This window comes from Streptomyces physcomitrii, assembly GCF_012273655.1.
GTDB classification, from domain to species: domain Bacteria; phylum Actinomycetota; class Actinomycetes; order Streptomycetales; family Streptomycetaceae; genus Streptomyces; species Streptomyces physcomitrii.
Window position 1 is genome coordinate 69,743 of the sequence record NZ_JAAWWP010000020.1, and the last position, 12,713, is coordinate 82,455.

A 12,713-nucleotide genomic window follows, 5' to 3' on the forward strand; every position below is an offset into this window, starting at 1 on the left:
CGGGGGTATCTCCCTGGCCTGCGGGAACATCGTCTCGCACCATCGAGTTGGAGCAGTTGTCGGCTACCGGGGACAGGAGGGACCTTCTGTTGTCGGCCCGGCGTCGGCAGTTGGAATGAGCGGTCCCCGCTTGCGGGACTAAGCTGCGGAAGGACAGCGAGGGGAGCGTCCCCCGTTGCCTGACCGCTCTGAGGAGCGATTAACGATGTTCGAGAGGTTCACCGACCGTGCGCGGCGGGTTGTCGTCCTGGCTCAGGAAGAAGCCCGGATGCTCAACCACAACTACATCGGCACCGAGCACATCCTCCTGGGCCTGATCCACGAGGGTGAGGGTGTCGCCGCTAAGGCCCTGGAGAGCCTCGGGATTTCGCTCGAGGCGGTCCGCCAGCAGGTGGAGGAGATCATCGGCCAGGGCCAGCAGGCCCCTTCCGGCCACATCCCCTTCACGCCCCGCGCCAAGAAGGTGCTGGAGCTGTCGCTGCGCGAGGCTCTCCAGCTCGGCCACAACTACATCGGCACCGAGCACATCCTGCTCGGCCTGATCCGCGAGGGCGAGGGCGTCGCCGCCCAGGTCCTGGTGAAGCTGGGCGCCGATCTCAACCGGGTGCGGCAGCAGGTCATCCAGCTGCTCTCCGGCTACCAGGGCAAGGAGACCGCCACCGCCGGCGGTCCTGCCGAGGGCACGCCCTCCACGTCCCTGGTCCTCGACCAGTTCGGCCGCAACCTCACCCAGGCGGCCCGCGAATCCAAGCTCGACCCGGTCATCGGGCGCGAGAAGGAGATCGAGCGGGTCATGCAGGTGCTGTCCCGCCGCACCAAGAACAACCCGGTGCTCATCGGTGAGCCCGGCGTCGGCAAGACCGCCGTCGTCGAGGGCCTGGCCCAGGCCATCGTCAAGGGCGAGGTGCCCGAGACCCTCAAGGACAAGCACCTCTACACCCTCGACCTCGGCGCCCTGGTCGCCGGCTCCCGCTACCGCGGTGACTTCGAGGAGCGCCTGAAGAAGGTCCTCAAGGAGATCCGCACCCGCGGCGACATCATCCTGTTCATCGACGAGCTGCACACGCTGGTCGGAGCGGGCGCCGCCGAGGGCGCGATCGACGCCGCCAGCATCCTCAAGCCGATGCTGGCCCGCGGTGAGCTGCAGACCATCGGTGCGACCACCCTCGACGAGTACCGCAAGCACCTGGAGAAGGACGCCGCGCTGGAGCGCCGCTTCCAGCCCATCCAGGTCGCGGAGCCCTCGCTGCCGCACACCATCGAGATCCTCAAGGGCCTGCGCGACCGGTACGAGGCGCACCACCGCGTCTCGATCACCGACGAGGCCCTGGTGCAGGCGGCGACGCTCGCCGACCGGTACATCTCGGACCGCTTCCTGCCGGACAAGGCGATCGACCTGATCGACGAGGCCGGATCCCGGATGCGTATCCGCCGGATGACCGCGCCGCCGGACCTGCGCGAGTTCGACGAGAAGATCGCGGGTGTGCGCCGCGACAAGGAGTCCGCGATCGACTCGCAGGACTTCGAGAAGGCCGCCTCCCTGCGCGACAAGGAGAAGCAGCTCCTCGCCGCGAAGGCCAAGCGGGAGAAGGAGTGGAAGGCCGGCGACATGGACGTCGTCGCCGAGGTCGACGGCGAGCTGATCGCCGAGGTCCTCGCGACCGCCACCGGCATCCCGGTCTTCAAGCTGACCGAGGAGGAGTCCTCGCGCCTGCTGCGCATGGAGGACGAGCTGCACAAGCGCGTCATCGGTCAGAAGGACGCGATCAAGGCCCTCTCGCAGGCGATCCGGCGTACCCGTGCGGGTCTGAAGGACCCCAAGCGCCCCGGCGGCTCGTTCATCTTCGCGGGCCCCTCCGGCGTCGGTAAGACGGAGCTGTCCAAGACGCTCGCCGAGTTCCTCTTCGGCGACGAGGACGCGCTGATCTCCCTCGACATGTCGGAGTTCAGCGAGAAGCACACCGTCTCGCGGCTCTTCGGCTCGCCTCCCGGCTACGTCGGGTACGAGGAGGGCGGCCAGCTCACCGAGAAGGTGCGCCGCAAGCCGTTCTCCGTGGTCCTCTTCGACGAGGTCGAGAAGGCCCACCCGGACATCTTCAACTCGCTGCTCCAGATCCTGGAGGACGGTCGCCTGACCGACTCCCAGGGCCGGGTCGTGGACTTCAAGAACACGGTCATCATCATGACGACCAACCTCGGCACCCGGGACATCTCCAAGGGCTTCAACCTGGGCTTCGCCGCCCAGGGCGACACCAAGTCCAGCTACGAGCGGATGAAGAACAAGGTCAACGACGAGCTGAAGCAGCACTTCCGCCCGGAGTTCCTGAACCGTGTCGACGACACGGTGGTCTTCCACCAGCTCACCGAGGAAGACATCATCCAGATCGTCGACCTCATGATCGCCAAGGTGGACGAGCGGCTGAAGGACCGTGACATGGGCATCGAGCTCAGCAGCACGGCCAAGTCGCTCCTCGCGAAGAAGGGCTACGACCCCGTGCTGGGCGCCCGGCCGCTGCGCCGGACCATCCAGCGCGAGATCGAGGACATCCTCTCCGAGAAGATCCTCTTCGGCGAGCTGCGCCCCGGCCACATCGTGGTCGTCGACACCGAGGGCGAGGGTGACACCAAGACGTTCACCTTCCGCGGCGAGGAGAAGTCCGCGCTGCCCGACGTGCCGCCGATCGAGCAGGCCGCGGGCGGCTCCGGCGCAGGACCCAACCTGAGCAAGGACGCCTGACAGCTCCGCCCACCGCGGGCCGCTCCGGCGGCCGGCGAACGGCACGAGCCGAGCCAGAGGGGCTGCCCCCGGGACCGAGAGGTTCCGGGGGCAGCCCCTTTTGCGCGGCCTCATGTGCGGCGGTTCGTGCGGCCTCCTGTGTGCCGGGCGGTGCGGCCCGGGCACGTGCTCAGCTCGCGGTACGCGCTGTGCGCGCCTGCTCCGGCGCCTTCTGAGCCGCCCGCACCTCCCGCGCCTGCTGCGGTTCTCGCGCCTCCCGCGGTTCCTGCCGGGCCGGGGCCGGAGCGGTGGCCCCTGCCGTCCGTACGGCACGGCGCGGGGCCAGGGAGCCGAGGCCCGCGAGGAGCAGAGGGAGGGCGGCGAGGGCGAAGCAGGCGGCCACCGGGAGGCTGCCGAGAACCAGTCCCGCCGCCGCGGTGCCGGCGGCCGCGCCCGCGTTGAAGGCGGTGTTGACCCAGGCCCCGGCGCGGGTGCGGCGCTCGGGCGGAGCCGTCGCGTCGGCGAGGAGATAGGCCGTGGTCAGGGCGGGGGCGACGGAGACCCCGGCCAGCGCCGCCACCAGCGCCAGGGCGAAGGGCCCCGGCGCGAGGCCCGCCGGGGCGAGCACCAGACCCAGGCCTACGGCGGCGAGCGCCAGCCGGGTGCGCAGCGGCAGGCGCCAGCGGACCGCCCCGTAGACCAGTCCGCCGACCGCGCTGCCCGCCGAGAGGGCCGCCAGCACCCAGGCCACCGCCCCCGGCGCCCCCGCCTCCTCGGCGAAGGCCACCACGAGCAGGTCCAGCGCCCCGAGCCCGACGCCGAGCGCACCGGTGAGCAGCACGACCGGCGCGGACCGCCACCGCCGCGGCCCCCCGAGCAACCGGGCCGCAGCGGACCGCCTGCCCGGCGCCGCCCCGCTGGGCGCTGCCGCCACCGGCGTCGCCTTCGCGGAGGCAGCGCCTGCGGAGCCGCCCTCCGCAGCACTGCCGCCGGCAGCGCTGCCACCAGCAGCACCGTCGTCCGCAGCACTGCCGCCCGCGGGGCTGCCGCCCGACGTGCTGCGGACGGCATGGGACGACGTCAGGGCGAGCGTGCCCACCAGGACGAGGACGGCGCTGAGGGCGAGGCCCGCCGCCGGGGAGGCGAAGGCGACCAGGAGGCCGACGAGCAGCGGGCCGAGGACGTACAGCAGCTCCTCGGCCACCGAGTCGAGGCTGTACGCGCGCTGGAGCAGCTCCGGGTCGGGGGCGAGCCTGCTCCACAGGGCCCGCATCACCGGCCCGAGCGGCGGCGTACCGGCCCCCGCGGCGGCGGCGAGCGCGACCAGGGCGGCGTCCGGGACCCCGCCGCCGACCGCCGCGGCGGTGAGGAGTCCGAGCAGGAGGGCGTAGCAGAGGGCGAGGGCGGTCAGCGGGCGGGCGGGGCCGCGCCGGTCGATCACCGCGGCGCGGGCCGGTGAGAGCGCCACGCCGGCCAGGCCGAACAGGGCCATGGCGGTCCCGGCCACCGCGTACGAGCCGGAGGCCTCCCGGACCGCGAGGAGCAGGGAGAGCGGGACGGTGCCGTAGGAGAGGCGGCCGAGCAGGGCGCCGGCCATCGCGCGCGCCGCGTGCGGGACGCGCAGCACCTGCCGGTAGGTGGGCCGCGGGGCGCGGCCGGGCAGGGCGGGGCCGGAAGAGGGCGAAGACATGGAGGTTCCTCGGCTCGGCGGCACCCGAAGGGGCGCCGCGGGGTGTGCGGGGACGCCGGATCGCCGCGCCGGTCACCGGCGCGGGCAGAAGGCGTCCTATGCACACAGGAGGAACATGCCGGTGACCCTAGCAGCGCGGGCACCCGCGGACAGCCCCATTTCCAGGGCCACTTGACGCTCCGGCCGCCGTACGGGCACAAGGCACCCGGCGTCCGCGCCTCCCCGCCGGCTTCGGGCACCGCGGCCCCGCCTGCGTTCACGCGCCGACGGCACCTCCCGTCCCGCGACCGGGACCGCGCCCGTGACCGTGACCGTGACCAGAACCAGAACCAGAACCAGGACCAGGACCAGGACCAGGACCGGGGCCGCGACCGTGACCGCGACCGCGACCGCGACCGGGACCGCGACCGGGACCGCGCCTGTGACCGCGACCGGGACCGCGACCGCGACCCGCCTCCCGGCCCCGCGCACGCTCAAGGCACCGCCCCGCCGACTCCGCACCCGGGCCCACCCTCCGCACCCACCGCCTGGAAGTGCACCCCCGAAACGCCCCCCGAAACGCCCCCCGAACCAGCCCCGACCGCCCCTCGGAAATCCCTCGGAACGCCCCCTCCCCGAGTAGCCGCGCTCACACCGGAATGCCTTTCTCCGGACTGTCGATCAAGGTCCTCCGTGACATGCGGCACAGCCCTTTTCGAGTCCACTATGCGCATTAGTAAGAAGCGCCTTTCGGGGCCCCGGGACCTTCGGCCCTGAGGGTTCCGGGACCTTGGTGCTGGAGGTCCCGAAAGGGTCCCGAAGCCTTGGTGTGCCCGGGCTGCACCGCCCTGAACTGGGCTTTAGCGGAGCCTTGGCGACCCCAGGGCGCTTTGTCGCGCGTACGACGAGCCGCTCTGTCAAGGGACGGAAAGCACCCGTATCCACTACGGCAGCGGATAGTAGAGAGGGGGATTGAAGGCGGTCCGGGGTGTGGGTTACCAAGGTTGTGCCCTGCCCGGCACGAGGCATTTGTGCCGGGTCCGCTCATGCAGGAGGTAAGACCGAATGACGAAGCGCGCCATGTTCCCCGGTATCGCTACTCCCCAGCTCCGTACCCGTGCGGCCGTACTCGCCGCCGGTATGGGTGCCGCCGCCGCCCTCGGCGCCGGTGTGGCCACCGCTGCGGACGGCAATGCCAAGGACGTGACCGCTGCCCCGGGCGCCACCGCCGCTTCCGTGAAGGAGCAGGCCGACGCCCAGGCCAAGGCCGCGAAGTCCGAGAAGTCCGAGAAGAAGGACTCCGCCGCCAAGAAGGACGCGCCCAAGAAGAAGGCCGCGAAGAAGAAGCCGGCCTCCTGGGTCGCCCCGGTCAAGAAGTACGAGCTGTCCGCGGGCTTCGGCCTCGGCGGCAACATGTGGTCCAGCAAGCACTCCGGCCAGGACTTCGCGGTCTCGGTCGGCACCGATGTGAACTCCGTGCACGGCGGCACCGTGGTCAAGGCCGGCCCCAACGGCGGCGGCGACGGTCCGGCGTACGGCAACGCGATCGTGGTCAGCCACGGCAACGGCACGTACACCCAGTACGCGCACCTGTCGCGGATCGACGTCAAGGTCGGGGAGAGCGTGAAGACCGGCGAGCACATCGCCAAGTCCGGCAACACCGGCAACTCCAGCGGTCCCCACCTGCACTTCGAGGTCCGCACCAGCCCGAACTACGGCTCGGCCGTCAACCCCGTCCAGTTCATGCGCGGCGAGGGCCTGACGTTCTGAGCGGACGTACCCGCGACGGATCCTCGCGCGGCCCGCTGAGGCGGCCGCCGGGCGAGGCGTGGCACACCTTCACAGCAGCAGACAGGGCAGGGTGCGCTCAGAAAGTGTTGGGTAACTGGGTGGTTACTCGTTCTTGAGGTCGTCGGCGAGGCGGCGTGCTGCTTCGGTCTCAATGGGGCCGTGGGGTGTGACCGCCTCGCCGGCAAGGCGGGCTGCCATCAGCCGGATCATCGCTACTTTGATCATCGCTTCAGCGTGAGCGGTCTTGCGTTCGTAGTCCCGGGCCAACCGTCGACACCGCCCCAGCCAGGAGAAAGTCCGTTCCACCACCCACCTGCGGGGCAGCACCTGGAAGCCTTTCACATCCGCGTTGCGCGGGACGGCGACGATCTCGACGTTCTCGGCGTGCCGGGCCCAGCCCACCAGGCCGGCGTCGACACGGTTGACGTAACCGCCATCCACCCACACCAGCCCTACCCGCGGAAACAGCGTGTGCAGCCCGGTCAGAACGCGTTTGGCTCCGGCCCGGTCCTGCACGGAAGCCGAGTGGACCACTGCCCGCAGCACCAGTCCGCAGGTGTCGACGAGGATGTGCCGTTTGCGGCCCCGCACCCGCTTGCCCGCGTCGTAGCCGATGGCCTCACCACCCTGGTGACTGCGTGCCGACTGCGAGTCGAGCACGGCAGCAGAAGGCTGCGGGTCACGGCCGTCCGCGATACGCACCCTGTCCCGCAGCGCATCGTGCAACCGGTCCCACGTGCCGTCCGCGCTCCACAGGCGAAACCATCGGTAAGCGGCATCCCACGGCGCAAGATCCCGCGGGACCATACGCCAAGCACACCCGCTGCCCAGCACATAAAGGACCGTATCGATGATCAACCGACGTCCGTACTTCAACGGGCGTCCACCCCGCGACGGATCCCGCACCGGCAACAACGGCTCGATCACCGCCCACTGGGCATCCGTCAACGACGTGTCATAGACCCGCTTGCACACACAGACACACACAGCCGGTGATCCTCGCGAACACCAACACGAAGGTCACCACCCGAAGCTGATCAATTACCCAACACCTTCTCAGGCGTGCTGATGTGCCTGAGTCACCAGATCGACGGCGACTTCGAGGGCGGCGAGACGCTTCTCCTCGAAGTCGCCGTCGAGGTCTTTCAGCAGGAACATCGAGGCATGCAGGGTGAAGAGCGCGCTGACGCAGCGCACCTGGTCGGGCAGCGGGGCGGTGTCGTCCTTGAGGACGCCGAGCAGGGCGTGCACCCGGTCCTTGAACAGCTCGCCGATCTTCAGGTCCCGCAGGGCCGCCTGGTTCTCCTGCATGAAGCGGAAGAGCGGGGCGGCCTGGTTGAGGGCCTCGCTGTAGCGGCGCAGCAGTTCTTTCTTGAACTCCAGGGTCCGCTCCTGGGCCTCGCCCCAGGCGACCAGCTCGTCGAGCGGTCCCGTCAGGTCCTGGAAGACGCTGATCAGGATGTCTTCCTTGGTCTTGAAGTGGTAGTACAGCGCGGCCTTGGTGACCTCCAGGCGCTCGGCGATCTCGCGCAGCGAGGTCTTCTCGTAGCCCTGTTCCGCGAAGAGTTCGAGGGCGACGTCCTGGATGCGCTGCCGCGTGTCGGTGCGGCGCTGCGTGTGGGTGCCCATCCTCGGTGCTCCTCGTTCTCCGATGTCCAAACCTGCTTACTTGACGACCGGCAAGTGCCGTGGCTACCTTCGCAGTGTAGTCACTAGCCGGGCGGCAAGTAAGCGTAAGTCAAAGGCGCAGTCGCCTCGCTCTCTATCGTCCCAGGGGGAGTGGAGAAGATGAGCCCGAACCAGCAGGCCGCCGCCGCGGCCGAGCCGGAGACGAAACCCCGCAGCGTACGGGTCGTCCTCCTCGCACTGATGATCGCGATGCTGCTCGCGATGCTCGACAACATGATCATCGGCACCGCGATGCCGACCATCGTCGGCGAACTGGGCGGCCTGGAGCACCTGTCCTGGGTGGTCACCGCCTACACCCTGGCCACCGCCGCCTCCACCCCGATCTGGGGCAAGCTCGGCGACATGTACGGCCGCAAGGGGATGTTCCTCACCTCGATCGTGGTCTTCCTGATCGGCTCCGCGCTCAGCGGCATGGCCCAGGACATGGGCCAGCTCATCGGCTTCCGCGCCGTGCAGGGGCTGGGCGCGGGCGGACTGATGGTCGGCGTGATGGCGATCATCGGCGACCTCATCCCGCCGCGGGAGCGCGGCAAGTACCAGGGCCTGATGGCCGGTGTGATGGCGCTCGCGATGATCGGCGGCCCGCTGGTCGGCGGCACCATCACCGACCACCTCGGCTGGCGCTGGTCCTTCTACATCAACCTGCCGCTCGGCGCCGTCGCCCTGTTCGCCGTCTCGGCCGTGCTGCACCTGCCGAAGAAGCGCGCCGAGGGGCGCATCGACTACCTCGGCGCCGCGCTGCTGACCGTCGGCATCACCGCGATCGTCCTCGTCACCACCTGGGGCGGTACGGAGTACGCCTGGTCCTCCGCCGTGATCATGGAGCTGATCGCGCTCGGCGTGGCCGCCCTGGTCGGCTTCGTCCTCGTCCAGCGGCGGGCCGCCCAGCCGATCATGCCGCTGCACATCTTCCGCAGCCGCAACTTCACCCTGATGGGGATCATCGGCTTCGTCACCGGCTTCGCCATGTTCGGCGCGGTGCTCTTCCTGCCGCTGTACCAGCAGTCCGTCCAGGGGGCCTCGGCCACCAACTCGGGCCTGCTCCTGCTGCCGATGCTCTGCGCGATGCTGGTGATCTCGCTGGCCGCGGGCCGGGTCACCACCCGCACCGGCAAGTACAAGATCTTCCCCATCCTCGGCGGCGTCCTGATGATCGTCGGCATGTACCTGCTCTCCACGATGGACACCGGCACCAGCCGCCTCACCTCCGGCGTCTACATGGCGGTGATCGGTGCGGGCATGGGCTTCCTGATGCAGATCACCATGCTGGTCGCCCAGAACAGCGTGGAGATGAAGGACATGGGCGTGGCCTCCTCCACGGCCACCCTGACCCGTACCCTCGGCTCCTCCTTCGGCGTCGCCATCATGGGCGCGCTCTTCAACCACCAGGTCCAGGACGTCATGACCGAACGGGCGGGCGCCCTCGGCGGCAAGGTCACCGAGCAGTCCGCCCAGCTGGACGCCGCGAGCCTGGCCAAGCTGCCCGAGGCGGCCCGCGAGGCCTACCAGCACGCGGTCGCCTCCGGCACCCACGCGGCCTTCCTGCTCGGCACCGTGGTCTCGGTCGTGGTCCTGGTGGCGGCCCTCTTCGTCAAGGAGACCCCGCTGCGCGGCGGCGAGGAGCCGAAGAAGGCACCGGCCCAGGACGGCGAGGGCGACGGGACCGCGCGGCGGACCGCCCCGGCCCCCGAGGACCGGAAGCTCTCCGAGAACGTGTGAGCCCCGGTCCCGGAATGTCACGAGGGGGTCCTCAGGGCCCCCTCGTCTCCGGTCCGGGTTCCGGTCGAGCCTTCGTGGCGGGCGTCGAGGCGGGGCGGCCGGACGCCGTCCGACGGCCTGGTGGCGCGACGGCCCCGTCGCTCCCCGGTGCGGGGACGCGGCGGGGCCGAGCGCTGTCAGTGCCCTGAAGTAGCCTCCCGGGCATCGCACTTCACCTGGGGGGATCGAGAGCATTGGCCGTCTTCACTGCTTTTCCGCTGCCGTTTCATGTGTCGCGCACCGTGGAGGTCGCGAAGCCCCGGACCCTGCGGGAGCTGGAGATGATGCGGTGCAGCGCCGCGATCCGGGAGAAGCCCGAGTGGTTCGTCAAGCGGGACGACGCCGCCCTCGTCGCCAGGTGGACGCGCGAGGCCGGCGAACAGGGCCTGACCGAGGCGCAGATACGGTACGTACTCGACGAACTCGCGTACTACGCCGGGCTGCGGGACGGGCGTACCGGTGTCGAGGTCTCCGGTGTCGACGGGGTGTGGCAGTCGGACGCGCTGATCGACGAGGGGCTGAGGTCCCGGCTGCGGGCGGCGGTCCGGGTCCTCGAGGAGGTCCCGGAGGCGGAACGCGACTGGCATCCGGGCTCGGACGGCCAGGTGCTCGACCTGGTGCATCCCTCGCTGTTCTGCCTGGTGCGCGACGTGAGCGGCGCACCCGGGGAGGCGTGGCGGAACCCGGCGGACGGCTTCGCGCGCTACGAGTTCTCGGAGAAGTTCCAGTGGCTGCCCACGGACGTGACGGTCGGGGACGACGGCGAGGCGGTCTTCCGTTCGTACGTCAACAACGTCCACCCCGAGGAGCACCGCGAACTGGCCGCCGTCCTCCCGGAGCTGTTCGGGCGCATACGCCCGCTGTTCGAGAACGTCCTCACCGATCTGCTGCATCCGCGGCCGCTGCGGATCGTGGCCGACCCCCACGGCTGGTACGAGGACGAGCCGGAGCACCCCGACCGGTCCTCCTACCCGGATGAGGACGCCTACAACGAAGCCCTCGACGCCTGGGAGAGGGCCGACGAGGACTGGTGGGAGAACCGCAGCCCGGTCATCCCGGACGCCCCGGCCTTCACCCCGCCGCCGAAGCCCGAGGACCACGCCCGGATCGACCTGCGCGGCCGCCGGCTCCAGGTCATCGTCAAGCTCGCGACCATCCACCTCACCCCGGAGAAGCCCGAGTACGCGGGCGGTTCCTGGCATGTCGAGGGAATGCTGAACGAGCGGATCGTCTCCACCGGCCTCTACTACTGGGACAGCGAGAACATCACCGACAGCCGCCTGAGTTTCCGCGCGGCACTGGACGACCCGCGGTACGAGCAGAACGACGACAACGGCCTGCGGGAGGTCTACGGCCTGGAGGACGAGGACGCGCTGAACCAGGTCCTCGGCTCCGCCCCGACCCCGGCGGGGCGCTGCCTGGCCTTTCCCAACATCCTCCAGCATCGCGTCGGTTCGTTCCGCCTCGCGGACCCGACCCGGCCGGGGCACCGCAAGATCCTCGCGTTCTTCCTGGTCGACCCCTCGAAGAAGATCGTCTCGACCTCCGATGTGCCGCCGCAGCAGCCCTGGTCCGAGACCTCGACCATGACGCGGGAGGAGGCCGAGGGCTACCGCGAACAGCTCATGCACGAGCGCAAGTTCTTCGTCGACGCGCACAACGAGGAGGTCTACGAACGGGAGTTCTCGCTGTGCGAGCACTGAGGCCGGGACCCGGCCGCCCCCGAGTGCCTCAGTCCGTCGCCTTCGCCGGCAGCATCGGGTAGCTGCCGGTGGCGGTGGGCGCGTGCTCGGGGAGGTGGAGGACGGCCTCGGCGCCCTCGGCGGGGGCGTCGTCGGAGGGGTCCGCGGGCCGGATGTTGCGGAAGGTGAGCCGGGCGCCGAGGACCCGGGCCTGACCGGCGGCGATGGTGAGGCCGAGGCCGTGGCCGCGGCCCGCCCGGTCGCGGCTGCCGGTGCGGAAGCGGCTGGGGCCCTCGGCGAGGAGCTCCTCCGGGAAACCGGGGCCGTGGTCGCGCACCCGCAGGTTCCGGCCGTCGACGGTGACCTCGATGGGGGTGCCGCCGTGCCGGGCGGCGTTGGCGAGCAGATTGCCGAGGATGCGCTCCAGGCGGCGCGGGTCGGTGGTGACCTCGGACTCCCGGGCGACCTGCACGCTCACCCCGGGGCCGAAGGTGCCCGCCCGCCGGGTCACGAACTCGCCGAGCAGGATGTCCTGGAGTTCGGCCCGCTCGGCGGCGCTGTCCAGCCGGGCCACTTCGAGGACGTCCTCGACCAGGGTGCGCAGCGCCTGCGCGCGGTCCTTCACCAGCTCGCTCGGGCGGCCCGGCGGCAGCAGCTCGGCCGCGGTGAGCAGTCCGGTCACCGGGGTGCGCAGCTCGTGCGCGATGTCCGCGGTCACCCGGCGCTCGGCCTCCAGGCGCTGCCGCAGCGCGTCCGCCATGCCGTCCACGGCGCGGGCCAGGTCGTCGGTCTCGTCGCGGACGACACCGCCGATGGCCTCCCGTACCCGTACGTCCGACTCGCCCTGGGCGACCTCGCGGGCCGCGGTGGCCGCCTTGCGCAGCCGCTTCGAGAGCTGGCCGCCGATCAGCACGCCGAGGGCGCAGCCGCCGAGGACCACCGAGAGGGAGCCGATCCACAGCACCCGGTCGAGGTCGGCGAGGACGGTGGCGTTGCGGTCGTTGAAGCGGCTGTGCAGGGAGAGGACATGCCCGTCGGCGAGCGGGACCGCGGCCCAGATGTCGGGGGCGCCGGAGCGGGTCGAGGCGACGTAGGTGATCCGCCGTCCGGCCTGGGCGCGCTCGCGCACCATCTTCGGCATCTCGGGGTCGTCGACGTTGGAGCCGAACTGCTCGCGCCCGCTGGCCTCGTAGATCCGCTGCGCGAACTGGACCCGCTCGTCCTGCACATCGCGGGCGTTGTCCAGCATGGAGACCTGGGCGGCGTTGTGCACGACCAGGCTGAGGGCGAGGGCGACCAGCGCGCCGACCAGGGCGATGGCCGCGCTCATCTTCCAGCGCAGCCCGCCGCGCAGCGAGCTGCGGACCCGGGCGGGCAGCAGCCGCCCGCGGAAGTCGCTCATCCCCGC

Annotated in this window: 8 protein-coding genes; 4 read left to right on the top strand and 4 right to left on the bottom strand. The window is 70.8% G+C overall.

Annotated features, from left to right (window positions below; genetic code table 11):
* Positions 1 to 205 precede the first annotated feature (205 nt).
* Positions 206 to 2,737, top strand: coding sequence for an ATP-dependent Clp protease ATP-binding subunit (locus HFV08_RS25925; RefSeq protein ID WP_040249936.1), 2,532 nt, complete (start codon positions 206 to 208; stop codon positions 2,735 to 2,737).
* Positions 2,738 to 2,906: 169 nt separating this feature from the next.
* Here HFV08_RS25925 and HFV08_RS25930 read toward each other — a convergent pair whose 3' ends face one another.
* Positions 2,907 to 4,406 carry an MFS transporter gene (locus tag HFV08_RS25930; protein WP_210430778.1) on the bottom strand — a complete coding sequence of 500 codons (1,500 nt, stop codon included), beginning with the start codon at positions 4,404 to 4,406 and terminating at the stop codon, positions 2,907 to 2,909.
* 1,044 nt (positions 4,407 to 5,450) lie between these two features.
* On the opposite strand from HFV08_RS25930, the gene HFV08_RS25935 reads away from it, so the two are divergent.
* Positions 5,451 to 6,155: a M23 family metallopeptidase gene (locus HFV08_RS25935; RefSeq protein ID WP_168542883.1), complete on the top strand. Its 705-nt coding sequence runs from the start codon at positions 5,451 to 5,453 to the stop codon at positions 6,153 to 6,155.
* A 123-nt stretch (positions 6,156 to 6,278) separates the two neighbouring features.
* On the opposite strand, the gene HFV08_RS25940 is transcribed toward HFV08_RS25935, so the two are convergent.
* Both HFV08_RS25940 and HFV08_RS25945 read right to left on the bottom strand, forming a co-directional pair.
* Positions 6,279 to 7,163, bottom strand: a complete 885-nt coding sequence (locus HFV08_RS25940; RefSeq protein WP_168542884.1) for an IS5 family transposase — start codon at positions 7,161 to 7,163, stop codon at positions 6,279 to 6,281.
* Between the two features lie 69 nt (positions 7,164 to 7,232).
* A complete protein-coding gene (locus HFV08_RS25945; protein WP_168542885.1) occupies positions 7,233 to 7,805 on the bottom strand; it encodes a TetR/AcrR family transcriptional regulator in 573 nt (190 codons plus the stop codon).
* 159 nt (positions 7,806 to 7,964) lie between these two features.
* On the opposite strand from HFV08_RS25945, the gene HFV08_RS25950 reads away from it, so the two are divergent.
* Both HFV08_RS25950 and HFV08_RS25955 read left to right on the top strand, forming a co-directional pair.
* Positions 7,965 to 9,584, top strand: coding sequence for an MDR family MFS transporter (locus tag HFV08_RS25950; RefSeq protein ID WP_168542886.1), 1,620 nt, complete (start codon positions 7,965 to 7,967; stop codon positions 9,582 to 9,584).
* Positions 9,585 to 9,817: 233 nt separating this feature from the next.
* On the top strand, positions 9,818 to 11,326 hold the full coding sequence (locus HFV08_RS25955) for a DUF4246 domain-containing protein (protein ID WP_168542887.1): 1,509 nt from the start codon (positions 9,818 to 9,820) through the stop codon (positions 11,324 to 11,326).
* Between the two features lie 28 nt (positions 11,327 to 11,354).
* Here the strand turns inward: HFV08_RS25955 and cseC are convergent, their stop codons facing one another.
* Entirely contained in the window at positions 11,355 to 12,707 is a 1,353-nt protein-coding gene (gene cseC / locus HFV08_RS25960; RefSeq protein ID WP_168542888.1) for a two-component system sensor histidine kinase CseC, read from the bottom strand.
* Between the last annotated feature and the right edge of the window lie 6 nt (positions 12,708 to 12,713).